Below are 26,127 nucleotides of genomic sequence, written 5' to 3' on the forward strand. Positions count from 1 at the left end.
ACGTCCGGCCGTTGCACCCCGGTAACCATGGCCTGCCGGAAACGACGCACCCGTGGTGCCCGACCGGATGTCGGGCGCCACGGGTGCGGGGTTCACGCGCCCACCGGGAACCGGCAGGCGGGTGGGGTGATCAGGACTCGGCGTTCTCGCCGGTCGCAGCGGCCTCGGCCGACTCGTCCTCGACGGGGACGAGGCTGATCTTGCCGCGGTTGTCGATGTCGGCGATCTCGACGCGGATCTTCGAACCGACGTTCACGACGTCCTCGACCTTGGCGATGCGCTTGCCGTTGCCGAGCTTGCTGATGTGCACCAGACCGTCGCGGCCGGGGAGCAGGGAGACGAACGCTCCGAACGCCGTGGTCTTGACCACGGTGCCGAGGAAGCGCTCGCCGACCTTCGGCAGCTGCGGGTTGGCGATGGCGTTGATCTTGTCGATCGCGGCCTGCGCGGACGGGCCGTCCGCTGCACCGACGTAGACGGTGCCGTCATCTTCGATGGAGATGTTGGCGCCGGTCTCCTCGGTGATCGAGTTGATCATCTTGCCCTTGGGGCCGATGACCTCACCGATCTTGTCCACCGGGACCTTGATGGTGGTGATTCGCGGAGCGAATTCGCTCATCTCGTCGGGCGTGTCGATGGCCTCGGCCATGACCTCGAGGATCGTGGCGCGGGCATCGTGGGCCTGCGAGAGCGCACCGGCGAGGACCTGCGACGGGATACCGTCGAGCTTGGTGTCGAGCTGCAGGGCGGTCACGAAGTCCTTCGTGCCGGCGACCTTGAAGTCCATGTCGCCGAACGCGTCCTCCGCACCGAGGATGTCGGTGAGGGCGACGTAGCGGGTCTCGCGGGTGCCGTCCTCGAGCTCGACCTCGTCGGAGACCAGGCCCATGGCGATACCGGCGACCGGGGCCTTGAGCGGCACACCGGCGTTGAGCATCGATAGCGTCGAGGCGCAGACCGAACCCATGGACGTCGAGCCGTTCGAGCCGAGGGCCTCGGAGACCTGACGGATGGCGTAGGGGAACTCCTCCTGGCTCGGCAGAACCGGGATGAGCGCGCGCTCTGCGAGGGCACCGTGGCCGATCTCGCGACGCTTCGGCGAGCCGACACGACCGGTCTCACCGGTGGAGTACGGCGGGAAGTTGTAGTGGTGCATGTAGCGCTTGCTGGTCTCGGGACCGAGCGAGTCGACCTGCTGCGCCATCTTCACCATGTCGAGCGTGGTGACACCCATGATCTGGGTCTCGCCGCGCTCGAACAGCGCCGAACCGTGGGCGCGGGGAACGACCGCGACCTCGGCGGAGAGGGCACGGATGTCGGTGACACCGCGGCCGTCGATGCGGAACTGGTCGCGCAGGATGCGCTGGCGCACGAGCTTCTTGGTCAATGAGCGGAAGGCAGCGCCGATCTCCTTCTCGCGACCCTCGAAGTTCGGAGCGACCTGCTCGAGCACCTCGACCTTGATCTCGTCGGTGCGGTCGTCGCGCTCCTGCTTGCCGGCGATGGTGAGCGCCTCGGCGAGCTTCTCCGACGCGGCGGACTCGACCGCGGTGTAGACGTCGTCCTGGTAGGGCGGGAACAGCGGGAACTCACCGGTGGGCTTCGCGGAGGCGGCGGCGAGCTGCTGCTGCGCGATGCACAGGCGGGCGATGAACGGCTTCGCCGCCTCGAGGCCCTCGGCCACGACGGACTCGGTGGGCGCCTGGGCGCCACCGTCGACGAGCGCGATGACGTTCTCGGTCGCCTCGGCCTCGACCATCATGATCGCGACGTCCGCGGTGTCGGGGTTGTCTCCCCCACCGACGATGCGACCGGCGACGACCATGTCGAAGACGGCGTTCTCGAGCTGCTCGACGGTCGGGAACGCGACCCACTGGCCCGACTTGTTGTCGTCGGAGACGATGAGCGCGACACGCACGCCACCGACCGGGCCGGAGAACGGCAGGCCGGCGAGCTGGGTGGAGGCCGACGCGGCGTTGATCGCGACGACATCGTAGAGGTCGTTCGGGTTCAGGCTCAGAACCGTGACGACGACCTGGATCTCGTTGCGCAGACCGTCGACGAAGGACGGGCGCAGCGGCCGGTCGATCAGACGGCAGGTCAGGATCGCGTCGGTGGAGGGGCGTCCCTCACGACGGAAGAACGAGCCGGGGATGCGACCCGCGGCGTACATGCGCTCCTCGACGTCCACCGTCAACGGGAAGAAGTCGAACTGGTCCTTGGGCTGCTTCGAGGCGCTGGTGGCCGAGAGCAGCATGGTCTCGTCGTCGAGATAGGCGACGACCGAACCGGCGGCCTGGCGTGCGAGGCGGCCGGTCTCGAAACGGATGGTGCGGGTGCCGTAGGCACCGTTGTCGAGCGTTGCGGTGGTCTCGTAGACCCCTTCGTCGATCTCGACTGCGGTAGTGCTTGTCATCTGTATGTCTTCTCTTCCCTCTTCGTCTTCGCCGTACCCGCGCGGGCGCCGCGACCCCCGTGGCCACGGCTGCGCACCGACTCACGGAGGCGGTCGTCGATCGAAACCCTCCGGCGGATTCGGGATACGACACCCGACGGGACCGGAAGGTCACTACCGAGGACCGACACCGTCGGTGCATACGGATCATCACCATTGGAGGCGATGGAAGTCGCCGGCCGAACCGGCACAAACACCGACAGCCAACGAGGCCCAGTGTAGTGGGTACCCCGTCGGCTGCCGGAAAAGATCAGCGAATGCAGATCAGGTCGTGTCCTGTCCGCGTCAGCGACGCAGACCCAGACGCTGGATGAGCGAGCGGTAACGCTCGACGTCGACCTTCTCGACGTACTTCAGCAGGCGGCGACGACGACCGACCAGCAGCAGCAGGCCGCGGCGGGAGTGGTGGTCGTGCTTGTGCTGCTTGAGGTGCTCGGTGAGGTCCACGATGCGCTTGGTGAGCAGTGCCACCTGCGCCTCGGGGGAGCCGGTGTCGGTCTCGTGGAGGCCGTACTCGCCGAGGATCTGCTTCTTCTGTTCGGTGGTCAGAGCCACTGGGTCACTCCTGTACAACTGACGTCCGCGTGACGGTAGACGGACCGGAGTCCGCCCGGTACGGCCACCGCGAACCGCAGCGCGCACCGACGGTCCAGCCTATCAGAGCCGACTTCTGCCGCCGAACCACGATCGGGTTCAGCGCCGGCCGGCACCCGCGCGGCCCACCGCGGCCGACACCTCGGCGAAAACCTGGTCGAGCAACTCGACGTACCGGTCGATGTCGCGGTCGGGACGGAGGTCGTCCCGCGCCGGGGCCAGGACGGTGACCGCCGAGCGCCACGGGCACCGCCGCGTACTCCGAGGGCAGATCCTCCCCGCGCTCGCGGTAGTAGCGCTCCATCGCGAGCGACACCGTTGTCGACGGCGAGGTCGGCCTTCACCCAGTAGGGATAGTCCAGTGAGCCCGGCGCGTCGGCGATCCGACGTGCCAGAGCACTGACCAGGTGCATGCGGGAGGCGAAGAACGACAGAATCGACTCGCGGTCCGGGGTGCGCCCCCCGGTCCTCGGAGAAGACGGCGGACAAGACCTTTTTCGTACCGAACTCGCAGTTTCGTTCGTTCGGACGACACCGGACGGTCGACGGACAACCACGTCATTCGAGAGTCGGTGTCACTCGGAGTCGGTGTCACTCGGAGTCGGTGTCACTCGAAGTCGGTGTCACTGGGGAGTCTTCGTGAGAACCTCTCGCGCCCGTTCGGCGTCGCGGTGCATCGCGGAGATCAACGCTTCCACGGAATCGAACTTCTCCATGCCCCGCAGCCGCTCGACGAAGTCGACCGCCACGTGCTGGCCGTAGAGATCGGCCTTCTCGTCGAGGACGAACGCCTCCACCGTGCGCTTGCGTCCGGAGAAGGTCGGATTGGTGCCCACCGACACGGCTGCGAGGTAGCGCTGACCAGCTGTGAGTCCCTCGACGGGAGAACCGGAGTCGAGCACCGTGAACCAGGCCGCGTACACGCCGTCGGCGGGGATCGCCGCGTAGATCGGCGGTGCGATGTTGGCGGTCGGGAATCCGAGTCCGCGACCGCGACCGTCGCCGTGCACGACCACGCCTTCGACCCGGTGCGGGCGACCGAGTGCGTCCGCGGCCGCAACGACGTCCCCGGCGTCGACGCACGAACGAATGTAGGTCGACGAGAACGTTACGGCGTGCTCGGCGACCAGCGTGAGCCCCTGCACCGCGAACCCGAAACGCTCACCGATCGAGCGCAGCATGTCGACGGTGCCGGCCGCCTTCTTTCCGAAGGTGAAGTTCTCCCCCACGACCACCTCGGCCACGTGCAGTCGCTCGACGAGGATCTCGTGGGCGTACCGCTCCGGCGAGAGCTTCATGAATTCCGGGGTGAACGGCATGACGCAGAAAACGTCGATACCGAGTTCCTCGGCGAGCTCGGCGCGTCGCGCGAGGGTGGTCAGCTGCGCCGGGTGGCTGCCCGGGCGGACCACTTCCATGGGGTGGGGATCGAAGGTCATGAGCACGGCGGCCACACCGCGTGCCCGCGCGGCCTCGACGGCACGCGCTATGAGCTGCTGATGGCCGCGGTGTACGCCGTCGAACACGCCGATCGTGAGTACACACCGACCCCAGTCCGCAGGAATTTCGTCCAGACCTCGCCATCTCTGCACATCGGCAGCCTACGGCCCGTGAGCGGGTCGGGCACGCCCGGATGGCTCCCGGAGCGCCCCACATGACGGTGACGGCTCGGCGAATGCATAATTTCGGTGTGCCGAACTTTTCGTCGAGAGCCCACAGAACACGGTCCGTATCCTCCCGTGCCGGTCGCATGATCGCCGCCTTCGCGGCCACGGCCTGCGCTGCCGCCCTCGCGGCATGTTCGACCACCGGTTCCGCCGACGATCGGCCCCTGGTCCTGACCACCTTCACCGTCCTCGCCGACATGGCGCGCAACGTCGGCGGCGACCACGTGCGGGTCGAGTCCATCACCAAGCCCGGCGCCGAGGTCCACGGCTACGAGCCCACGCCGGGCGACCTGCGGTTCGCGACCGAGGCCGACCTCGTCCTCGACAACGGACTCGGTCTCGAGCGGTGGTTCGAACAGTTCGTCGCCGATGTCGACGCCGAGCACGTGGTCGTGAGCGAGGGTGTGGACCCACTGCCGATCGGTGAGGGCGCGACGACGGGTCCCTACAACCCCCACGCCTGGATGTCCCCGCTCGCCGCCCGCGTCTACGTCGACAACATCGCCGCGGCACTGGCCGACCTCGCTCCCGAGCACGCGGACGACTTCGCGGCCCGCGCCGAGGCGTACAAGGCCGAACTCGACGGTCTCCACACCGAACTCGTCACCGCCCTCGACAGCGTGCCCGCCGACCGGCGCGCACTCGTCACCTGTGAGGGCGCGTTCAGCTATCTCGCGCGCGACGCCGGGCTGCAGGAGGCCTATCTGTGGCCGGTGAACTCCGACCAGCAGGGCACCCCGCAGCAGATCGCCCGGACCGTCGATTTCGTGCGCACCAACGAGGTTCCGGCGGTGTTCTGCGAATCGACCGTCTCGGACAAGGCACAACGGCAGGTCGCGGCCGATACCGGAACGGAATTCGGCGGAATCCTCTACGTCGATTCGCTCTCCGAGGCGGACGGTCCCGTTCCCACCTATCTCGATCTGCTCCGACACGACATCGACGTCATCACGACGGGACTGAGGCCATGACTTCGACACTCGACACACCGGCACTGTTCGTCGACGACGTGACGGTGCGCTACGACACCGTCCTGGCCCTGCAGAACGTCACCCTGAAACTCGCACCCGGCCGCGTCTGCGGACTCGTGGGAACCAACGGCTCGGGTAAGTCGACGCTGTTCAAGACGATCATGGGTCTCGTGCGACCCACCTCGGGTCGCGTCACCATCGGCGGGACGACCACCGCCGTGGCGCGTCGCCGCACGCAGGTCGCCTACGTGCCGCAGTCCGAGGCCGTCGACTGGAACTTCCCGATCGGCGTGCGCGACGTCGTCATGACGGGCCGCTACGGCCACCAGGGCTTCCTGCGCCGCCCGCGCCCCGCCGACCACGAGGCCGTCGACGCCGCGCTCGAACGCGTGGGCATGACCGCGTTGTCCGGCCGGCAGATCGGGCAGCTCTCGGGCGGCCAGCGCAAGCGTGTCTTCGTGGCACGGGCGATCGCGCAGGGCTCGCCGCTGCTGCTGCTCGATGAGCCGTTCGCGGGGGTCGACACCACCACCGAGCACGCGCTGACCGGCGTCATCCGCGAACTGGCGGCGAGCGGCCACGCGATCCTCGTCGCCACCCACGATCTTGCAGGTCTGGCGCAACTGTGCGACGAGGCGGTACTGCTGCAGCGGCGCGTGCTGGTACACGGCTCCCCCGAGGAGGTCCTCCTCCCGGAGAACCTCGCCCGCGCCTTCGGCGCTCCCCCACCTGCGAACGGTGGACGAGCCGAGGACGTCGCACGGGAGACATACGCACAGGAGGCCGGACGATGATCGACGTGCTGATCGAACCCCTGCAGTACGGCTTCATGCAGCGCGCGCTGCTCGTCGCGGTCGCCGCGACGATCGTGTGCGCGCTGCTCAGCTGCTGGCTCGTGCTCATCGGCTGGTCGCTGATGGGCGACGCGGTCTCGCACGCCGTGCTGCCCGGTGTCGTCCTCGCCTATCTGGTGGGGGCGCCGTTCGCGCTCGGAGCCCTCGTCTTCGCCGGCATCGCCGTCGCGTTGATCTGGCTCGTCCGCGGCACGAGCCGCGTCAAGGAGGACGCCACCATCGGCATCGTCTTCACGACACTGTTCGCCCTGGGCGTGGTGCTGATCTCGAAGAACCCGAGCCAGATCGACCTGCACCACGTGCTGTTCGGAAACCTGCTCGGGCTCGCGACGGGCGACGTCTGGCAGGTGTCGATCCTGGCGGCCGTCGTGCTGGCCGTCCTCGTCGCGAAGCGCCGCGATCTGACGCTGTTCGCCTTCGACCGCGTCCAGGCGCACACCCTCGGCCTGTCCCCCGCCGCGCTGTCGGCGTTGCTGTTGTCGCTGCTCGCGGTGACGATCGTCAGCGCGCTGCAGGCGGTCGGCGTGATCCTCGTCGTCGCGATGCTCATCATCCCCGGCGCGACCGCCTATCTGCTCACCGACCGGATGGCCCGGATGCTGGTGATCGCACCGGTACTCGCAGTGATCGCCTCGGTGGTCGGTGTGTACACGAGCTACTACACCGACGCCGCGACCGGCGGCGTGGTGGTGCTCGCCCAGGCCGTGGTCTTCACCCTCGCGTACCTGTTCGCTCCGCGTCAGGGTGTCGTCACCCGGCTCGTGATGCGTCGCCGCGCGCCGGAGGGCGAAAGGACCAGCGAGCCGACGGAGAGCGTGATTCCCGGGTGACGGTTACCTAAGCTGGACGCGTGCCTGAGAGTAACGAGACCACCGCGACCGAGCTGCTGTCCTCGGTCGCACAGGACTATCTCAAGATCATGTGGACGGTCCAGGAGTGGTCCGGGGAGAAGATCTCCACCAAGCTGCTCGCCGAGAAGCTGGGCGTGTCGGCGTCCACGGTGTCCGAAGCGGTACGCCGCCTCGCGGACCAGGGACTCGTCGACCACGAGCGCTACGGCGCGATCTCCCTCACCGACGAGGGCCGGCAGGCCGCCGTGGCGATGGTCCGGCGCCACCGCCTCATCGAGACCTTCCTGGTCCGCGAGCTCGGCTACGGGTGGGACGAAGTGCACGACGAGGCCGAGATCCTCGAGCACGCCGTCTCCGAACGGATGGTCGCAGCGATCGACACCAAACTCGGTCATCCCGAACGCGACCCGCACGGCGACCCGATCCCGGCGCCCGACGGCACGATCCCGTCACCACCCGCCCGCGCTCTGAGCGAGTTCAACGACGGCGACCACGGCCGCGTGGCCCGCATCTCCGACTCCGACCCCGCGATGCTGCGCTACTTCGACGAGGTCGGGATCGCCCTCGACACCGACATCACCGTGCTCGAACGTCGCGACTTCGCCGGAACCATCTCGGTCCGGTTGGGCCGGACCGAGGGCCGCACGATCGATCTCGGTCACCCGGCGGCGGAAGCGATCTGGCTCGTCTGAGCCGGCTGCGATCCGGCCCGTCCGAGCCCGCTCACATGTTGGAGGGGCGCACCACGAACACCGCCGCAGCCCGCTTGCCCTTCTCCTGCAGCAGCGCTGCAGCCCGACCCTGCGCATCCACGGCGCCGTAGACGCCGTGGATCCCGACGGGCTCGAGCCAGCGGCCGTTCGCGAGCAGCCCCACCTCCTCGTCGCTGATGGTGCGGCACTCGAAGGCCGTGCGCACGGCCGCGTCGATGTCGAGGCTCGGCGTCGGGTCGTCGGCGAGCTGTTCGAGCGTGCGGGCATGTTCGAGGCCGAACGGGCCGACCTTCGTGCGACGCAGCGCCGTGAGATGACCGCCCACTCCGAGGGCCGCGCCGAGATCGCGTGCGAGCGCCCGAATGTAGGTGCCGGACGAGCAGTCCACGTCGACGTCGACGTCCACGAAGCCGCTCCCGGGCACATCGCGGCGGGCGAGGACGTCGAACCGCGAGACCGTGACCGGCCGGGCCTTCAACTCGACCGCCTCCCCCTCGCGCATGCGGGCGTAGGCGCGCTTGCCGTCGATCTTGATGGCGCTGACGCTGGCGGGCACCTGCTGGATGTCGCCTGTCAGCGCGGCCACGCCCTCGCCGATCTGCTCGTCGGTCACGTGCGTCGCATCGGTGGTCGCGACGGTCTCGCCTTCCGCGTCGTCCGTGACGGTGCTCTGCCCGAGACGGATCGTCGCGGTGTACGACTTGGTCGTCAGTGCGAGCAGCCCGAGCAGCTTGGTGGCGCGCTCGACGCCGAGGACGAGCACGCCCGTCGCCATGGGGTCGAGAGTGCCCGCGTGCCCGACCTTGCGGGTGCCGAGCAGTCGGCGGCAGCGCGCCACCACGTCGTGGCTCGTCATGCCGGCGGGCTTGTCGACGACGAGCAGGCCTGCGCGGGCGAGTGCCGGATGTTCCTGCGGGGGTGCGGCGTCGTTCATCAGCGCACCGTGATCGCGGTGAGGACGAGACCGTCGGCGATGAGCCACCGTCCGTCGAAGCCCGTCAGCGGCTGCCCGTCGAGGGTGTCGCCGGGGACGAGCAGTCGCGAGTGGAAGGTGCCGGTGACCACGTCCGAGGTGGTGTCGCGCTCGAAGGTGATGTGGGCGTCCTCGAAGCCCAGCCACCTCTTCGTCAGCGGGAACCACGCCTTGTAGGTGGCCTCCTTGGCGCAGAACAGCAGACGGTCCCAGTGCAGGTCGTCGCCGGCCGAGGCGAGCCACTCGCGTTCGGGTTCGAGGCTCACCGCGGGCAGCACCCCGTCGGGGAGCACGTCGTGCGGTTCGGCGTCGATGCCGAGCGATCGGATCTGCAGCGAATAGCCCAGCACGGCACCGCGATAGCCGTCGCAGTGGGTGAGGCTGCCGACGACGCCGCGAGGCCAGACGGGATCGCCCATCTCTCCGCGCAGTACCGGCGCGGGGTCGACGCCGAGGGTGCGCATGGCCTGGCGGGCGCAATGACGGGCACCGGCGAACTCGCGGCGCCGCTTCTCCACGGCCCGCGCCACGAGCGGCTCCTCCTGGGGATGCGGCCGCAGTCCCGGTGGGTCCTCGAACAACTCGGCTGCAGCGACGCCGTCCGGCACGATGCGCCCGATCAGCGCGCCGCGCGTGTCCGTCTTCTGCCCGGTGTCCGGTTCGGTCACCGCAACTCCTTCTCTCGTTGAGCCCGCATCTTCTCGGCCTCGGCTTCCATCTCGGGGGTCACGGTGAAATGACCGCCCCACTTGTTCAGGCTGCCCGGCGGATACTCCGGGACGGGGAGGATCTGCCGCAGGGGCTGCTCCGGCATGCCGCGTCGCTGCCATTCGCGCGGGTAGCCGACCGAGACCTCCTCGAAGCGCACCCCGTCGTAGTAGGTGGTCCGCGGGATATGCAGGTGGCCGTACACGCTGCACAGCGCCCGGTAGCGCAGGTGCCAGTCGGCCGTCTCGGTGGTACCGCACCACAGGGCGAACTCGGGGTAGAACAGCATCCGCGTGGGTTCGCGCACCAGCGGGAAGTGGTTGATCAGCACGGTGGGCAGGGCGGGGTCGAGCGCGTCGAGACGGGCGCGGGTCTGATCCACGCGTACCCGGCACCAGGTGTCGCGCGTGATGTACGGATCCGGCTTCAGCAGGAACTCGTCGGTCGCGACGACGTTGCGTTCGCGCGCCAGCGCGAGCCCGTCCGCCTTCGTCGTGGTGCCCTCCGGCAGGAACGAGTAGTCGTAGAGCAGGAACATCGGCACGAGCACCACCGGCCCGTCCTCGCCCTCCCAGATCGGATACGGATCCTCAGGGGTGAGCACGTCGAGTTCGCGGCACATAGTGACGAGATAGTCGTAGCGCGCGACCCCGAACATCTGCACCGGGTCCTTGGCGGTCGTCCACAGTTCGTGGTTGCCGGGCACCCAGATCACCTTCGCGAACCGGCTGCGGAGCAGCGACAGCGCCCACCGGATGTCGTCGGTCTTCTCCGACACGTCGCCCGCGACGATCAACCAGTCGTCGGGCGACTCCGGATACAGGTCCTCGGTGACCGGCCGGTTGCCCCGATGGCCCACATGGATGTCGCTGATCGCCCACAGCTTCGCTGCCACGCACTAACCTCCCGACTCGTCCTGGATGCACACCTGCCGGTCCGCGCCCGTCACCGCCCATCGTCCCGAGAGCGTGCGCCACACGACGGCGATCATCCGGAACACGATGAACACCGTAAGCCCCGTCCAGATACCCGCCAGACCCCAGTCGTACGCGAGCGACAACCAGATCAACGGCAGGAAGCCGAACAGCGCCGAGGCCAGCGTCGCGGTGCGCAGGAAGGCGGCGTCCCCCGCACCGAGGAGAACACCGTCGAGTGCGAAGACGATTCCCGCGAGCGGCATGATCGCGACGAAGAACCACCACGCGACGCCGATCTGGTCGAGCACCTCGGTATCGGTGGTGAACAGATCAGGAATCACATCCTTCCCCGCCACGAAGACCACCGCGAGGACGACGGCGAAGACCACCGACCACGCCGACAACCGCCACGCCAGGCGAGTCGCGCCCCGGCGGTCGGCCGCACCGAGCGCGGCGCCGACGAGGGCCTGCGCGGCGATCGCCAGCGAGTCCAGGGTGAGGGTCACGAAGGTCCACAGTTGCAGCACGACCTGATGACCGGCCACCGCGGCCGCACCGAAACGCGACGCCACCGCCGCCGCGGACAGGAAGCAGGCCTGGAATGCGAGGCTGCGCGCGATCAGGTCACGTCCGAGCCGCAACTGTGCCCCGATCACGGCGGGTCGCGGTCGCAGCGGAACCCCGGACCGCAGCAGCGCCACGACGAACAGGACGGCCGTCACGGACTGCCCGATCACGTTGGCGATGGCCGAACCGACGAGTTCCCACCGGGGAGCGCCCAGCAGTCCGTGGACCAGTACCGGGCACAGCACCGCCGACAGGGCGAGGCCGGCGATGACGAATCGCAGCGGCCGCATCGTGTCCTGGACGCCGCGCATCCAACCGTTCCCGGCCAGGCCGACGAGGATCGGGGGAGCCCCGAACAGCGCGACGCGCAGCCACGAGACGGCGGCGTCGGCGATCTCGGCATCGCCGGCGAGCAGCCGCGCGACGGGGCCGGCCAGCGCCTGGCCGACGAGCAGGATCGCAAGTCCGACGATCATCGCGAGCCAGGTCGCCTGCACGCCCTCGCCGACAGCGTCGTCGTGCCGGTCCGCACCGTGGAAACGCGCCGCGCGCGCGGTGGTGCCGTACGACAGGAAGGTGAGCTGGGTGCTCACCTGCGCGAGGATCAACCCGCCGATCGCGAGACCGGCCAGGGGCAGCGCCCCCAGCCGGCCGACGACGGCGATGTCGAACAGCAGGTAGAGCGGTTCGGCCGCGAGCACCCCGAGGGCGGGAAGGACGAGCCCGAGGATCCGCCGTCCGGTGACGTCGGAAGCGCGTGAGCCGCCGGGCGTCTCAGAGGCGGGCGACCCGCCGGACGCAGTCAACCGAGCACGCCGCGCAGGGCGGCGACGATCCGATCGGTGTCGCCGTGGGCGGTGTACCCCGCCGCCAGGCGGTGTCCTCCGCCGCCGAGTGCGGTGGCGACGGCGGACACGTCCACCGAGGTCTTCGCGCGCAGCGAGACGGTCCACTCCTCGGGAGCGACCTCCTTGAACACCGCGGCGACCTCGGCCTCGGCGGTGGTGCGCACGATGTCGATGACGCTCTCGATCTCCTCCGGACCGAGATGCGCGGAGTCGGCGCGCCGGACGAAGGCGTAGACCAGTCCCCTGCCCTGAGCAGCGTCGCGTTCGAGTCTGGCGGTGGCCAGCACCGACGACAGCATCGGCAACCACCCGAAGGGATGGGTGTCGAGCAGGGCCCGCGTGATCGACGTGCCGTCGATACCGGTGGCGAGCAGGCGCTCGGCAAGTCCGTGGGCCTGCGGGCGACCCCAGCGGAACGATCCGGTGTCGGTCACCAGTCCCGCGTACAGGCAGTGCGCGAGTGCGGCGTCGATCTCGACACCCCACACGTCGAAGAGGTCGGCGAGCACCATCGCGGTGGCCTCGGACTCCGGGTCGACGAGGTTGTGGGTGCCGAACCGCGTGTTGGACAGGTGGTGGTCGATCACCAGGACGTTCGGGGCGGTCTTCAGACGGTCGCGCAGGACACCGAGACGGCCCGCGGTACCGCAGTCGACGGTCACCACGAGATCGGCCTCACGGCGTACCTCCGCGACCGGCGTGACCAGGTGTGCGCCCGGCAGCGACCGCATCGAGTCCGGCATGTTCGCGGGCGAACCGAACGCGACCTGCACGGTGACACCGCGTCGCTCGAGCGCCAGCCCGAGGGCCAGCCCGCTGCCGAGAGTGTCGGCGTCGGGGTTGATGTGGCACAGCACCGTCACGGTGGCCGCCGCGTCGAGCAGTGCGGCGGCACCGTGCAGATCGACGGATCCTGCCGGGCCGGACGGGACGCCGGCATCGTCCCGGTGCGACGGGACCACCGGAGGAGTCGGGTCGGGCACCGGTGCGTTATTCGTCGTCGTCACCGGCGTCGCGCTCACGGGATTCCTTGTAGGGATCGGCATCGCCGGCCGGAACGGCGCCCTCACGGGCGCGTGCGACCTCGTCGTCGGCCGCGCGAGCGCGCGCGAGGAGTTCCTCCATGTGCCGTGCCGTGTCGGGCACGGTGTCGGTGACGAACGTCAGCGTCGGGGTGAACCGCACACCGGTGCCGGCGCCGACCTTCGAGCGGAGCACGCCCTTGGCCTTCTCGAGGCCGGCAGCAGCCGCCTCGTGATCGGGTTCGGTGTTCAGATCCGCGCCCCGGACCGTGTAGTAGACGGTGGCGTCGTGCAGATCCGCGGTGACCTTCGCGTCGGTGATCGTCACGAACTCGAGGCGCGGATCCTTGATCTCGAGGTCGATGGCGGTGGCCACGATGGTGGCAATGCGCTTCGCGAGTCGGCGAGCCCGTGCTGGATCGGCCATGTCGTTCGTTCCCTTCTGTAGCCGCCGGCAGGCGGCCTGTCGTGCGGCCGGGATCAGTCCTCGGGCCCGTACAGCCTGCGTCTGACCGACAGCAGGTCGAGTTCGGGCCGCTGGGCGACCAGCCGCTCACACTTGTCCAGTATCTCTCCGACGTGCGCGAGGTCGGGGGCGACGACCGCCACACCCACCTGCGCCCGGCGGTACAGATCGTGTTCCCCGGTTTCGGCGGCGGACACCCCGAGCCGGCGCAGTTCTGCGACCACCGGACGGATCGCCGATCTCTTCTGCTTGAGCGAATGCACGTCGCCGAGCAGCAGGTCGAGTTCGAGCGCTCCCAGATACATTCGCTTCTCTCCTCGAGGACACTCCGGTCGGCCGTCCGGTCGGCTCCGTGCCGGCCGGGTCGGGCGTCCCGACACACCCGTGGCGGCGAACGACGAATCGTTCACCGCCACGGGTGCGGGTGGATCAGTCGCGCGGCTTCTCGCGCAACTCGTACGCCTCGATCACGTCGCCGACCTTGATGTCGGAGTAGGTGATCGTCAAACCGCACTCGAAGCCCTCGCGGACCTCGGTGACGTCGTCCTTCTCGCGGCGCAGCGACGAGATGGTGACCGTCTCGGCCACGACGTTGCTGTCGCGGATGAGGCGGGCTTTCGCGTTGCGCTTGACGATGCCGGACTGCACGAGGCAACCCGCGATGTTGCCGACCTTCGACGACTTGAAGATGGCGCGGATCTCGGCGCGGCCGAGCTCGACCTCCTCGTAGATCGGCTTGAGCATGCCCTTGAGGGCCTTCTCCACCTCGTCGATCGCCTGGTAGATGACCGAGTAGTAGCGGATGTCGACACCCTCGCGGTTCGCGAGCTCGGTGGCCTTGCCCTCGGCACGGACGTTGAAGCCGATGATCACGGCGTTCGACGCGGCAGCGAGGTTGACGTTGGTCTCGGTGACGCCACCGACACCGCGGTCGATGACCCGCAGGCGCACCTCGTCGTCGATCTCGATACCCATGAGCGCCTCTTCGAGGGCCTCGACGGTACCCGAGTTGTCGCCCTTGAGGATGAGGTTGAGCTCGTTGTGCTCCTTGAGAGCGGCATCGAGATCCTCGAGGCTGATGCGCTTACGGCTACGTGCTGCGAGCGCGTTGCGCTTGCGGGCATTACGCCGGTCGGCGATCTGACGCGCGATGCGGTCCTCTTCGACGACGACGAGGTTGTCCCCGGCGCCGGGCACCGACGTGAAGCCGACGACCTGGACCGGACGCGAAGGCAGTGCCTCGAGCACGTCCTCGCCGTGTTCGTCGACCATGCGGCGCACGCGGCCGTAGGCGTCGCCGGCGACGATCGAGTCGCCGACCCGCAGAGTGCCGCGCTGGATGAGCACCGTGGCCACCGGACCGCGACCGCGGTCGAGGTGCGCCTCGATGGCGACGCCCTGCGCCTCCATGTCCGGGTTGGCCCGCAGATCGAGCGCTGCGTCGGCGGTGAGCAGCACCGCTTCGAGCAGCTGGTCGATGTTGAGGTTCTGCTTCGCGGAGATGTCGACGAACATGGTGTCGCCGCCGTACTCCTCCGCCACCAGCCCGTACTCGGTGAGCTGCTGACGGATCTTCTGAGGGTTCGCACCCTCCTTGTCGATCTTGTTCACCGCGACCACGATCGGGACATCGGCGGCCTGTGCGTGGTTGATCGCCTCCACCGTCTGCGGCATGACGCCGTCGTCGGCTGCGACCACGAGGATCGCGATGTCCGTCGCCTTCGCGCCGCGGGCACGCATCGCGGTGAACGCCTCGTGACCCGGGGTGTCGATGAAGGTGATCAGGCGATCTTCACCGTTGAGGTGCGTCATCACCTGGTAGGCACCGATGTGCTGGGTGATGCCACCGGCCTCACCCTCGCCGACGTTCTCCTTCCGGATCGTGTCGAGCAGGCGGGTCTTGCCGTGGTCGACGTGACCCATGACGGTGACCACCGGCGGACGCTGCTGGAGGTCTTCCTCGCCGCCCTCGTCCTCGCCGTACTGGATGTCGAACGACTCGAGCAGCTCGCGGTCCTCATCCTCGGGCGAGACGACCTGCACGACGTAGTTCATCTCCGAGCCGAGCAGCTCGAGGATGTCGTCGTTCACCGACTGAGTGGCCGTGACCATCTCACCGAGGTTGAACAGCGCCTGCACCAGGGCCGACGGGTTCGCGTCGATCTTCTCGGCGAAGTCGGACAGCGATGCGCCGCGAGCGAGACGGATGGTCTCGCCGTTGCCACGCGGCAACCGCACGCCGCCGACCGACGGCGCCTGCATCGAATCGTATTCCTGCCGCTTCTGCCGCTTCGACTTACGACCACGACGCGGAGCGCCACCGGGACGACCGAACGCGCCGGCTGCACCGCCGCGACCGCGTCCACCGCCACCGCCACCGGGACGACCGCGGAAACCACCGGGAGCACCTGCACCTGCAGGTGCGCCGCCACCGGCGCCGCCACCGCGGTAGCCGCCGCCACCGCCACCGGGACGTCCACCGGGAGCTCCGCCCGGACGACCCGGACGACCGGATGCGGCCGGACGCGCAGCACGCTGCGGCATCGCACCCGGGTTGGGACGCGGGGGCATCGAACCCGGGGACGGACGGGGACCGCCCTGTCCGGGCGCGGGGCGGGGACCGCCCTGTCCGGGAGCCGGACGCGGACCGGCCTGGCCGGGTCCGGGACGCGGGCCACCGGGGCCTGCTGCAGGACGTCCCTGTCCGGGCGTGGGGCGGGGGCCGCCCTGTCCGGGGGTAGGACGCGGTCCGCCCGGGCCGGGGCGCGGGGCACCCGGACGCGGAGCGGGACGCTCGGCCGGAGCCGAGGAGTACGGGTTGTTACCGACGCGCGGGGTCTTCGGACCCGGACGCGGACCGGCCGGCTTGGGGCCGGGCTTGGCCGCGGGAGCCTGCGGCGTCGCGCTGGGAGCCTGAGCAGCCGGGGACTGCGGTGCCGCTTGGGCAGCGGGGGCCTGCGGCGCGGGAGCCGCGGGCTCCTCCGGTGCCGGAGCGGGCTTGGGAGCAGCCGGCTTCGGTGCGCCGGGCTTCGGACGCGCGGTCTCGGCCGCGGGGGCCGGGCTCGCAGGGGTGGGCCGGGGACCCGGCCGGGGGGCACCGGGCTTCGGTGCGGGGTTGGGTGCAGCCTTCGCGGCTGCATCGCCTTCGGTCTTACCGAACGATTCGCGCAGTCGACGCGCGACCGGCGGTTCGACGGTCGACGACGCGGACTTGACGAACTCGCCCTGTTCCTTCAGGCGTGCGAGTAGTTCCTTGCTGGTGACACCGAGTTCTTTCGCCAACTCGTGCACGCGGGCCTTGCCTGCCACTGCTCTCCTCACTGATGAGGTCGAGCGGCCGACTGCCCGCACGACCTCGGGTTATCTCCGATGGACGTTCATCGCTGGTGCTTCACGGTGTGCTCATGAGTGTTCGTGCCTGTTCTTCTCAGAGTGCGATGTCACTGTTGGTGTTCCTCGTCGTCGTTCCCACGATCGTCGTACCCGGCCGAGGCCGACTCGATGCGTCCGTGATCACTGTGCCGTGGACCCGACCAGCTGATCCAGCGCTGTGGTGTCCGGATACCCGGTCACGCGCAGTGCCCTGCCGAATGCTCGACGCCGAACCGCCAGGCCCAGACATTCCGGGTTGGGATGCAACCAAGCACCTCGCCCGGGAAGCCTGCGTCGGGGATCGGGAATCACGGCGAAACCTGACGGTTCCTTCTCGCGCGCCACCACCCGGAGCAGTTCGGCAGCCAGCGTTCGCTGCCGACATCCGACACAGGTCCGCACCGTAGTGGCGCGTTCCCCGCCGGTCGAGGACAGGTCATGCTGAACCATCGACCACTGTACCGCTGATTTGCCCGGAATCCCGCATCCCACTCCTACGCGCCTGTCGAGCCGCCGCGCGAATCGTCGTTCCCGGCCGGTGCCGCGTCGCTGCGGATGTCGATCCGCCAGCCGGTCAGCCGGGCCGCGAGCCGGGCGTTCTGCCCTTCCTTGCCGATCGCGAGGGACAACTGGAAGTCGGGAACGACCACCCGGGCGGCGCGCGCGTCGGGGTCGACGACCGTGACCGACACCACCTTCGACGGCGACAGTGCGTTGCCCACGAACTTCGCGGGGTCCTCGTCGTAGTCGATGATGTCGATCTTCTCCTCGCCGAGTTCGCGCATCACGTTGCGCACCCGCTGCCCCATCGGTCCGATGCACGCACCCTTGGCGTTGAGGCCGGGGACGGTCGAGTGCACGGCGATCTTCGAGCGGTGCCCGGCCTCGCGGGCGACGGCGACGATCTCCACCGACTCGTCGGCGATCTCCGGGACCTCGAGGGCGAACAACTTGCGCACCAGATTGGGATGTGTCCGCGACAGGGTGATCTGCGGGCCGCGCTGTCCGCGGGAGACGCCCACGACGTAGCACTTGATGCGGTCGCCGTGCTCGTAGGACTCCCCCGGCACCTGCTCGGCCGGCGGGATCAGTCCCTCGGCGTTGTTCGTCTCGCCGCCGATCTTCACGACGACCATGCCGCGGGCGTTGGCACGCGAGTCGCGCTGCACGACGCCGCTGACGATCTCACCCTCGTGGGTCGCGAACTCACCGAAGCGCTGTTCGTGCTCGGCGTCGCGGATGCGCTGCATGATGACCTGACGCGCGGTGGTCGCCGCGATCCGGCCGAAGTCCTCGGGAGTGTCGTCCCACTCGGCGATCAGGTTGCCGTCGGCGTCGCGCTCCTCGGCGAGGACCTGGATGGCGCCGGTCTTCGTGTCGACCACGACCCGCGCGTGCGGCTGGTGTCCGTCGACGTGCCTGTACGCCGTGAGCAGGGCCGTCTCGAGCGTCGCGATCAGCTCGTCGAACGGGATGTTCTTCTCCGCCTCGAGCATGCGCAGGGCGGCGATCTCGATATTCACTTGTCCACCTTCGTTTCGTTCGTCTCGTCGTGGTCGTCGCTGCCCGTCTCGTCCTCGGGCCCTTCGGCCAGCTCCCCGGCCGCGACCCGGCCGTCCGGAACCCCGCCCGCGAGCTCGAGTTCCCTCGGTGGCGGCGGGGAGAACTCCACCTCCACCACCGCTCTGCGCACCGCCGAGAGCGGGACCGAACGCACGACCGGCCCGGACCGATCGGGCAGGACGAGCCTGATCTCGTCGCCGACGAGCTCGCCGATGCGTGCGACGAGGGTCTCGTCGGCCAGTTCCACCTTCGTCTTGCGACCCTGAGCGCGCCGCCAGTGGCGGGGCTCGGTCAGGGGCCGGCCGATCCCGGGGCTGGTGACCTCCAGGACGTAGGGCGACTCGCCGAAGTCCGAGACTCCGTCGAAGGCCTCGGAGACGATCCTGCTCAGGCGGGCCGCCTCGTCGAGACCGAGACCTGCGTCGCTGTCGACGAGGAGGCGCACCGTACTGTGCTTTCCGGCGGCCGTGACCACCACGTCCTCGAGGTCGTATCCCTCTCTGGCGAGCAGATCGGAGACGAGCTCGACGATCCTCTCCGGGGGCGGCACAGGCATGGCGGGCGGGCTCCTCGTTCAGTTGTGGTCGCAGCGGACAGCGGGCCGGAACGGATGCGTACCGGCAGACATCAAGCCTAACCCGCGTCTCCTGCTGCTGTGACCAGGGCGGCGTCCTTCGTCGGACGACGCGACTGGCAGGATGGTCCGGTGCCGATGCCACTCGACCGTCCCACCGTCTCCCGACGAACCCTCCTGCGATGGTCGTCGGTCGCCGTCGGTGGATTCGGAATCACGACGATCACCGCGTGCGGCGCCTCCGACGAGGATGCCGCCGAACCGGATCCGCTGGCGGGTCAGGCGACCCGCGCCCGCACCGACGCAGCGATCGCGACCGCGCTGGTCGCGCGGGCGCCGGAGCTGTCCGCGCCGCTCACCACGATCGCGGCCGAGCGGACCTCCCACGCCGACGCGCTCGAGGTCGAGATCGCCCGGATGGAGGGCGCCACGACGAGTTTCACTCCCCCGTCGACCACCGTGACCACTCCCACCGGTGAGCTGCCGACCGTCGAGGCGCTCCGTGAGCGGTTGAACCGGTCGCAGCGCGAAGCCGCCGACCTCGCATGCACGCTCTCGGGTTACCGCGCGGGTCTGCTCGCCTCGATCAGCGCGTCCTGCGCCGTGCAGACGGCGGTGATGTTGCCGTGAGCTCGCCCGAACTCGGTTCCGAACAGCAGGCCCTCGTCGACGCCCTCGAGGCCGAACACGCGGCGGTCTTCGGATACGGCGTGGTCGCGGCCTTCGCGGATCCCGCCCGCGCGAACGCCGTGGCGGAGGACACCGCAGCGCACCGCGCACGCCGTGATGCAACGATCGAGGCGTTGCGCGCCGCGAGCGTCGAGCCGCCGGTCGCGGCACCCGGTTACACCGTGCCGTTCCCGGTGATCGACGCCGCGTCCGCCGCGCAGCTCGCCGAACAGATAGAGAGCGACACCGCGGTCGCGTGGCGGTCCGTCGTCGAACGGGCACGCAGCGAGGCCACCCGGGCCACGGCCGTGGACGCACTCACCGAGGCGGCCCTGCGGGCGGCGCGGTGGCGGCAGAGCCGCGGAGTCGTGCCGTCGGTGGCCTTCCCCGGTCAACCCTGATCCGGTCGGCCTCGATCCGGTCGACTCCGAAGCACGGGTCACCCGGTCACGACCGCCAGCGCGAAGCCGTCCCAGCCCTTCGATCCGACGGTCTGCAACGCCGTCGCGTCGAGGCGCGGTTCGCGGGCGAGCAGTTCGAGCACGTCCCGCGACGCGCGGACCCGTTCGTCGTCGCTGCCCTGATCGACGATGGCCCCTGCCCGCACCACGTTGTCGACGACGATGACGGTGCCGGGTCGCGACAGCCCGAGCGACGCGCGCACGTAGTTGCTGTTGTTCTCCTTGTCGGCGTCGATGAACACCAGGTCGAAGGGATCCTCGTCGACCAGGCCCGGCAGCGAGTCCAGGGCGGGGCCGACTCGGATGTCCACACGGTCACCGACGCCGGCGCGGTCGAGATTGGCGCGGGCCACCTCGGCGTGCTTGCGCTCGTATTCGAGGGTGACCACCCGGCCGGACTCCCCGACGGCCCGGGCAAGCCAGATGGTCGAGTATCCGCCGAGGGTGCCGATCTCCAGGACCCGGCGGGCACCCCGGATCCGTGCGAGCAGGTGCAGGAACTTGCCCTGCGGCGCGGACACGTCGATGGGCGGCAGTTCCGCTGCGGCGTTCGCCTCGAGCGCTGAGCTCAGCGCAGGATCGTCGCCGATCAGCACGTCGGTGAGGTAGTTGTCGGTCGCACTCCAGTTGTCGGCCATGTACCTCATTGTGGTTCGGCGCGCAGCGCACCACGGCGACTTCTGCCACATACGCCGGTGCCCCCGCGACGGCAGGTCGCAGGGACACCGGGTTCCGCCTGTATCGGCGAATAAGAGCGTCAGCGGTTGACGATGCGCTGGACGACCTCACCGATCGGCAGTTCGTCGGCCTCGCCGGAGAAACGGTCGCGGACCTCGACCTTGCCGTCGGCGAAGCCGCGGCCGACCACGACGACGAGCGGCATGCCGAGCAGCTCCGAGTCCTTGAACTTCACGCCGGGCGACGCCTTGCGGTCGTCGAGGAGCACCTCGAGGCCGGCGTTCGAGAGTTCCTCGGCGAGGTTCTCGGCGCCTTCGCGGGCCTGCTCGTCCTTGTTGGCGATGACCAGGTGCACATCGAACGGTGCGATCTCCGACGGCCAGCGCAGGCCCTTCTCGTCGTGCTGCTGTTCGGCGACCACCGCGACGAGGCGTGACACGCCGACGCCGTAGGAGCCCATCGTGGGGCGGACGGGCTTGCCGTTCTCGCCGAGGACGTCCACCGCGAAGGCATCGGTGTACTTGCGGCCGAGCTGGAAGACGTGGCCGATCTCGATGCCGCGGGCGGAGAGGAGCGGGCCGGCTCCGTCGGGCGACGGATCGCCGTCGCGCACCTCGGCGGCCTCGATCGTGCCGTCCGGGGTGAAGTCGCGACCTGCGACCAGCCCGAAGACGTGCTTGCCCTGCTCGTCGGCGCCGGTGATCCAGCTGGTGCCGTCGACCACGCGGGGGTCGACGAGGTAGCGGACACCGTTGGCGAGCAGCGCCTTCGGGCCGATGTAGCCCTTGACGAGGAAGGGATTGGCCTCGAAGTCGGCGTCGGTGAGCAACTCGACCTCGGCGGGTTCGAGCGAGGCCTCGAGGCGCTTGTCGTCGACCTCGCGGTCGCCGGGGATGCCGATGCCGAGCAGCTCCCACTCGCCACCGGGCTGCCGGACCTTGACCATGACGTTCTTGAGCGTCTCGGCCGCGGTGACCTCCCGGCCGAGGACCTCCGACGCCGCGGCGACGAGCGAGGCGATCGTCGGGGTGCCGGGGGTATCGTGCACGACCGCCTCGGGCTGTCCGTCGATCGGCAGCGGTTCCGGCGCGAGCGTCTTCACCGCTTCGACGTTCGCCGCGTAGCCGGATTGGAGGCACCGCACGTAGGTGTCCTCACCCGCAGGCGAGTCGGCCAGGAACTCCTCGGAGGCGCTGCCACCCATCGCACCGGAGGTGGCCGAGACGATCACGTACTTCACGCCGAGACGCGCGAAGATGCGCTCGTAGGCGTCGCGGTGCGCCTTGTACGAGTCGGCCAGGCCCTCGTCGGTGAGGTCGAAGCTGTAGGAGTCCTTCATGACGAACTCGCGACCGCGGAGGATGCCGGCGCGGGGGCGCTCCTCGTCGCGGTACTTCGTCTGGATCTGGTAGAGCGTGACCGGGAAGTCCTTGTAGGAGTTGTACTCGCCCTTGACGGTGAGCGCGAAGAGCTCCTCGTGGGTGGGTCCGAGGAGGTAGTCGCCGCCCTTGCGGTCCTTCAGCCGGAACAGGCTGTCGCCGTATTCCGTCCACCGGTTGGTGGCCTCGTAGGGTTCGCGCGGCAGCAGCGCGGGCAGAGCGATCTCCTGCGCTCCGATGGAGTTCATCTCCTCGCGCACCACCCGCTCGATCTGCCGCAGCACCCGCAGCCCCAGAGGCAGCCACGAGTACACACCTGGCGCGATTCGTCGCACGTATCCGGCTCGGACCAGCAGCTTGTGGCTCGCGACCTCGGCGTCGGCCGGGTCGTCTCGGAGGGTGCGGAGGAACAGGTGCGACATGCGGGTGATCACGACCGTGCAGCCTACCGTGGCCACCTTCCGCGACGTCGGTACGGTTACCGGTTGTGCTGGTGCTTCTCCCCCCTTCCGAAACCAAGTCCGACGGCGGCGACGGCGGACCGCTCGATCTCGCCGACCTGTCGATGCCGCAGTTGACGGAGACGCGGGAGATGCTCGTGCAGGCCCTCGTCGACCTCTCCGCCGACCCCGAGGAGTCGAGCCGCGCACTCGGGCTGGGTACGAAGGGCGCCGACGAGATCGAACGCAACGCGAAGTTGTGGGTCTCCCCCACCCGCCCGGCGCTGGAGCGGTACACCGGCGTGCTGTACGACGCGCTCGACGCGGGAGCCTTCACGAAGGCGCAGCGCGACAAGGCCTATCGACGCCTGGGCATCGGGTCGGCGCTGTTCGGCGCGGTCCGGGCTGCGGATCCGATCCCCGCCTACCGCCTCTCCGGAGGGTCGAAACTGCCCGGCTTCGGCACCGTGAAGTCCGTGTGGCGGAACGAGCTCACCGACGCGCTGGTGGCCGAGGCCGGCGGCGACCTCGTGGTCGATCTCCGCTCCGGGGTCTACCAGCAGCTCGGTCCCGTGCTGGGTGCGGTGACCGCAACCGTGCTCACCGAGCAGCCCGACGGCACCCGCAAGGTCGTCAGCCACTTCAACAAGCACCACAAGGGCCTGCTGGCCCGCGCGTTGGTCCTCACCCGCGCGGAGCCGAGCGATATCGGAGCGCTCGCCCGCGTCGCGACGAAGGCGGGACTGAGGGTCGAGGTGGAGTCGCCGACCGAGCTGGTCGTGCTCACCTGACCTCGTGTCCCATCGCCGCGACGATCCGGCGAGCCGTGTGCAGGACGGCGCCGAGTCGCGCGGTCAGGACCAGGTCGTCCGATTCGGTGGCGAACCGTTCGAGTTCGGTGAGATTGCTGCGGCATGTCCCGTCGGGGTCGACCTCCCGGCCCGCCCCCACGGCATCGACCATCTCGGCGAGGGCGTCGAGCATCGCTGCGATCGCCGTCCGCAGGCGGCGACGGTCGGCTTCGGCGACGTCGTCGCCGAGTACGGGGTCCAGAGCGTGCGCGAGTTCCTCGACAGCGCTGGACACCGACGAGAGGTCGTCGAGGGTCCGGTCCCAGCGACGTGCCCATTCCCCGGCCCGTGCAGCGGCGGGGCGTGGGTTCATCCGGGCACTCTCGTGCGCCCACCGTGATTCCTCGAAGGCGCGTTGCACGAGGCTGTCGATGCCCCGCGCGCGCTGCACCCAGTCCCGCACCCCCGACGATCCCTCACGGCATCCGGACGCCATGTCCCGCAGCAGGTCGCGCAGCTCACCGGTGAGTTCGCGGGCCTCCTTGCCCGCCGAGTACACCGGCGGGAAGACCAGCGCCGTCACGGCCACGCCGATCGCCGCGCCGATCGCCGTCTCCGCGAGTCGTTCACCGAGCAGGATCGGGCTGTCCGAGGCGCCCGTCGCGATCACCAGCAGCGCGGTGATCGCCACCCAGATGCCACTGGCCCCGAACCGTCGCCAGCGACCCGCGAAGTAGCCGATCGCCACGGCGATGCCGATTGCAGCGGTCGTCGACTCCACGAGCCGCGTCACCACGACCGCGACCAGCAGACCCGCAACCACCGCCCCGACCTGCACCACCGCCTGCTGGAGCGAGCGCACGAGTGTCGCCTCGACGAGGAAGACCGCGACGTAGGGCGCGAGGAAGGCCTGCTGGAAGTGGAAGACCTCGGTCACGACGAGCCACGCGACGACCGCGGCGAGCGTGGACCGGAACGCCTGGAGGGCAACGTACCGCTCGTGTCCGGCCTCGCGCACCGCGCGGACCATCCACGATCCGACGAATCTGCCCCGTTCGAGAACACCGACCTGCATGAGTGTCGGGTACCCGGGGGTCGTGCGTGGCAGGCGTGAGCAAACTCATCCGCCGCGCCGACGGTCCCGGGATCAGGACGTCTGCGCGGCCTTCTCGGCTTCCTGCGCCTGGGCGACCTCTTCGGGGGTGAAGCGGATGAACAGAGCCGCGATACCGGCGATCACCGCGCAGACGGCGCAGCCGACCAGCGCGAACATGTAACCCTCGCCCTGCGCGACGAGCTGGGCGTCGGTCATGCCGGCGACGGCCCCCGAGACACCGCCGAGCGACATCGTCCGCGAGGTGGCCATCGCACCGATCACACCGAGGCCGATCGGACCTCCGAGGGTCGTTGCGACCTGCGCGATCGCCGAGAGCGGTCCGATCTCGTGCGGACCCACCCCGGAGATCGCGCACAGCGGCAGCGGGACGACGGCCAGTCCGACGCCGAAACCGACGACGAGCACCAGCACGAACAGGGTCGGGAAGTAGCGGACGCTGCCGTCCATCGTCGATCCGTAGAGCAGGCTCACCGTCATGATCACCGAGCCGGTGACCACCAGCCAGCGGGGTTCGATCCGCGCGACCATCTTCGACGACACCGCGGCGGCGCCTCCGAGACCGAAGGCGAACGGCACGAACGCCAGGCCCGCGGAGAGTGGGCTGTAGCCGAGAATGTCCTGTACGAACAGGGCGACGAAGGCCGCGAGGCTGAACATCACCGCACCCGCGAAGAAGATCGCCACGAAGGTCGCGACGCGGTCCTTGTTCCGGAACAGCACGAACGGCAGCAGCGGGTTCTCGGCCCGCCGCTCGGCGAGCAGGAACAGTCCCAGCAGCACGAAGCCCGCGGCGACAGCACCGATCACCGGAAGGCTCGACCAGCCGAGTTCGGGGCCCTCGGTGAGACCGAAGACCAGACCGGTGCAGCCGAGCGTCGCGAGGATCGCGCCGGGAACGTCGAGCGCGAGGCGTTCGGACGCGGTCTCACGCAGCGCGATCGCGGCGAGCACGACGATGAGCACACCGATGGGGACGTTGATGAGGAAGATCCAGCGCCACGACACCTGTGTGAGGGCCCCACCGAGGATGAGTCCCGCGATGGACCCGACGCCGGTCATGGCGGCGAAGACCGCGATGGCGCGGTTGCGTGCCGGGCCTGCGGCGAAGGTCGTCGCAACGAGCGCGAGAGCGGTCGGGGACGCGACCGCGGCCCCGACACCCTGCAGGGCGCGGGCGCCGATGAGCGTCGCTTCGCCGGTCGCCAGCCCGCACAGAAGGGACGCCAGGGTGAACAGGCCGACCCCGCCCATGAACATGCGTTTGCGCCCGTAGCTGTCGCCCAGGCGGCCGCCGAGGAGCATCAGTCCGCCGAACGCGAGGGCGTACGAGGTGAGGACCCAGTTGCGACCCGAATCCGACAGTCCCAGATCGCTCTGCAGCGGAGCGAGCGCGAGATTCGCGACCGTTCCGTCGAGAACGACCATCAACTGGAGACCGCTGAGGACCAGCATGGCCAGAGCGACCGCGCGGGTGGCC

Annotated in this window: 25 protein-coding genes; 7 read left to right on the top strand and 18 right to left on the bottom strand. The window is 69.5% G+C overall.

Translation table 11 applies throughout. From position 1 onward, the window contains the following. Positions 1-130: 130 nt before the first annotated feature. The 3 genes from M3330_RS02310 to M3330_RS02320 all read right to left on the bottom strand — a co-directional run bounded on the left by M3330_RS02310 (position 131) and on the right by M3330_RS02320 (position 4,641). The gene (locus M3330_RS02310; protein ID WP_033096524.1) at positions 131-2,416 is read right to left on the bottom strand and encodes a polyribonucleotide nucleotidyltransferase; all 2,286 of its coding nucleotides are present in this window, start codon (positions 2,414-2,416) and stop codon (positions 131-133) included. Between the two features lie 324 nt (positions 2,417-2,740). After that, entirely contained in the window at positions 2,741-3,010 is a 270-nt protein-coding gene (gene rpsO, locus M3330_RS02315; RefSeq protein ID WP_006551263.1) for a 30S ribosomal protein S15, read from the bottom strand. Positions 3,011-3,672: 662 nt separating this feature from the next. Beyond that, positions 3,673-4,641, bottom strand: coding sequence for a bifunctional riboflavin kinase/FAD synthetase (locus tag M3330_RS02320; RefSeq protein WP_200359978.1), 969 nt, complete (start codon positions 4,639-4,641; stop codon positions 3,673-3,675). Between the two features lie 158 nt (positions 4,642-4,799). On the opposite strand from M3330_RS02320, the gene M3330_RS02325 reads away from it, so the two are divergent. The 4 genes from M3330_RS02325 to M3330_RS02340 are packed head-to-tail and all read left to right on the top strand — an operon-like array spanning position 4,800 to position 8,084. Beyond that, complete coding sequence (locus M3330_RS02325) at positions 4,800-5,687, top strand: metal ABC transporter substrate-binding protein (protein WP_064061595.1); 888 nt, start codon at positions 4,800-4,802, stop codon at positions 5,685-5,687. Beyond that, positions 5,684-6,481 (top strand): metal ABC transporter ATP-binding protein, encoded by a 798-nt coding sequence (locus tag M3330_RS02330; RefSeq protein ID WP_006551266.1) that lies wholly within the window; start codon positions 5,684-5,686, stop codon positions 6,479-6,481. Before M3330_RS02325 ends, M3330_RS02330 begins: the two co-directional genes overlap by 4 nt. Further along, a complete protein-coding gene (locus M3330_RS02335) occupies positions 6,478-7,371 on the top strand; it encodes a metal ABC transporter permease (RefSeq protein ID WP_255026847.1) in 894 nt (297 codons plus the stop codon). Before M3330_RS02330 ends, M3330_RS02335 begins: the two co-directional genes overlap by 4 nt. Positions 7,372-7,391: 20 nt before the next feature. Beyond that, the gene (locus tag M3330_RS02340; RefSeq protein ID WP_006551268.1) at positions 7,392-8,084 is read left to right on the top strand and encodes a metal-dependent transcriptional regulator; all 693 of its coding nucleotides are present in this window, start codon (positions 7,392-7,394) and stop codon (positions 8,082-8,084) included. Between the two features lie 31 nt (positions 8,085-8,115). Here the strand turns inward: M3330_RS02340 and truB are convergent, their stop codons facing one another. The 11 genes from truB to rimP form a co-directional block, all read right to left on the bottom strand. Then, positions 8,116-9,039: a tRNA pseudouridine(55) synthase TruB gene (truB, locus tag M3330_RS02345; protein WP_019289147.1), complete on the bottom strand. Its 924-nt coding sequence runs from the start codon at positions 9,037-9,039 to the stop codon at positions 8,116-8,118. Then, positions 9,039-9,701 (bottom strand): 4'-phosphopantetheinyl transferase Npt, encoded by a 663-nt coding sequence (npt, locus tag M3330_RS02350; RefSeq protein WP_033096709.1) that lies wholly within the window; start codon positions 9,699-9,701, stop codon positions 9,039-9,041. The genes truB and npt overlap by 1 nt, the downstream gene beginning before the upstream one ends. Before the next feature lie 41 nt (positions 9,702-9,742). After that, positions 9,743-10,681, bottom strand: coding sequence for a metallophosphoesterase (locus tag M3330_RS02355; RefSeq protein WP_006551271.1), 939 nt, complete (start codon positions 10,679-10,681; stop codon positions 9,743-9,745). Positions 10,682-10,684: 3 nt separating this feature from the next. Beyond that, positions 10,685-12,001 carry an MATE family efflux transporter gene (locus M3330_RS02360; RefSeq protein WP_051121545.1) on the bottom strand — a complete coding sequence of 439 codons (1,317 nt, stop codon included), beginning with the start codon at positions 11,999-12,001 and terminating at the stop codon, positions 10,685-10,687. Positions 12,002-12,072: 71 nt separating this feature from the next. Next, on the bottom strand, positions 12,073-13,020 hold the full coding sequence (locus M3330_RS02365; protein WP_255028808.1) for a bifunctional oligoribonuclease/PAP phosphatase NrnA: 948 nt from the start codon (positions 13,018-13,020) through the stop codon (positions 12,073-12,075). 88 nt (positions 13,021-13,108) lie between these two features. Continuing rightward, entirely contained in the window at positions 13,109-13,567 is a 459-nt protein-coding gene (rbfA, locus tag M3330_RS02370) for a 30S ribosome-binding factor RbfA (RefSeq protein ID WP_006551274.1), read from the bottom strand. 53 nt (positions 13,568-13,620) lie between these two features. Continuing rightward, on the bottom strand, positions 13,621-13,911 hold the full coding sequence (locus M3330_RS02375; protein WP_006551275.1) for a DUF503 domain-containing protein: 291 nt from the start codon (positions 13,909-13,911) through the stop codon (positions 13,621-13,623). A gap of 124 nt (positions 13,912-14,035) precedes the next feature. Further along, a complete protein-coding gene (gene infB / locus M3330_RS02380) occupies positions 14,036-16,915 on the bottom strand; it encodes a translation initiation factor IF-2 (RefSeq protein WP_024100657.1) in 2,880 nt (959 codons plus the stop codon). A gap of 204 nt (positions 16,916-17,119) precedes the next feature. Beyond that, entirely contained in the window at positions 17,120-17,428 is a 309-nt protein-coding gene (locus M3330_RS02385) for a YlxR family protein (RefSeq protein ID WP_006554227.1), read from the bottom strand. Between the two features lie 44 nt (positions 17,429-17,472). After that, positions 17,473-18,501 carry a transcription termination factor NusA gene (gene nusA / locus M3330_RS02390; protein WP_006554228.1) on the bottom strand — a complete coding sequence of 343 codons (1,029 nt, stop codon included), beginning with the start codon at positions 18,499-18,501 and terminating at the stop codon, positions 17,473-17,475. After that, entirely contained in the window at positions 18,498-19,097 is a 600-nt protein-coding gene (gene rimP / locus M3330_RS02395) for a ribosome maturation factor RimP (protein WP_033096519.1), read from the bottom strand. Before rimP ends, nusA begins: the two co-directional genes overlap by 4 nt. Positions 19,098-19,253: 156 nt before the next feature. Here rimP and M3330_RS02400 point away from each other — a divergent pair, with 156 nt between their 5' ends. Both M3330_RS02400 and M3330_RS02405 read left to right on the top strand, forming a co-directional pair. After that, positions 19,254-19,745, top strand: a complete 492-nt coding sequence (locus tag M3330_RS02400) for a hypothetical protein (RefSeq protein WP_255028809.1) — start codon at positions 19,254-19,256, stop codon at positions 19,743-19,745. Further along, positions 19,742-20,185, top strand: coding sequence for a ferritin-like domain-containing protein (locus M3330_RS02405; protein WP_006554231.1), 444 nt, complete (start codon positions 19,742-19,744; stop codon positions 20,183-20,185). Before M3330_RS02400 ends, M3330_RS02405 begins: the two co-directional genes overlap by 4 nt. Positions 20,186-20,223: 38 nt before the next feature. Here M3330_RS02405 and M3330_RS02410 read toward each other — a convergent pair whose 3' ends face one another. Together M3330_RS02410 and M3330_RS02415 are read right to left on the bottom strand one after the other, a co-directional pair. Beyond that, entirely contained in the window at positions 20,224-20,883 is a 660-nt protein-coding gene (locus M3330_RS02410; protein ID WP_255026853.1) for an O-methyltransferase, read from the bottom strand. Positions 20,884-21,002: 119 nt separating this feature from the next. Continuing rightward, positions 21,003-22,736, bottom strand: coding sequence for a proline--tRNA ligase (locus M3330_RS02415; RefSeq protein ID WP_024100656.1), 1,734 nt, complete (start codon positions 22,734-22,736; stop codon positions 21,003-21,005). Between the two features lie 53 nt (positions 22,737-22,789). Between M3330_RS02415 and yaaA the strand changes: the two genes are divergently transcribed. After that, positions 22,790-23,533 carry a peroxide stress protein YaaA gene (gene yaaA, locus M3330_RS02420; RefSeq protein ID WP_019289140.1) on the top strand — a complete coding sequence of 248 codons (744 nt, stop codon included), beginning with the start codon at positions 22,790-22,792 and terminating at the stop codon, positions 23,531-23,533. On the opposite strand, the gene M3330_RS02425 is transcribed toward yaaA, so the two are convergent. Both M3330_RS02425 and M3330_RS02430 read right to left on the bottom strand, forming a co-directional pair. After that, entirely contained in the window at positions 23,526-24,608 is a 1,083-nt protein-coding gene (locus M3330_RS02425) for an aromatic acid exporter family protein (protein ID WP_255026854.1), read from the bottom strand. The two genes, yaaA and M3330_RS02425, sit on opposite strands and share 8 nt — an antisense overlap. Positions 24,609-24,680: 72 nt before the next feature. Further along, positions 24,681-26,102 carry an MFS transporter gene (locus tag M3330_RS02430; RefSeq protein WP_232238113.1) on the bottom strand — a complete coding sequence of 474 codons (1,422 nt, stop codon included), beginning with the start codon at positions 26,100-26,102 and terminating at the stop codon, positions 24,681-24,683. Positions 26,103-26,127 lie beyond the last annotated feature (25 nt).

Origin of the sequence: Rhodococcus sp. GA1, assembly GCF_024321955.1 — a bacterium.
Classification (GTDB): Bacteria; Actinomycetota; Actinomycetes; order Mycobacteriales; family Mycobacteriaceae; genus Rhodococcus; species Rhodococcus pyridinivorans.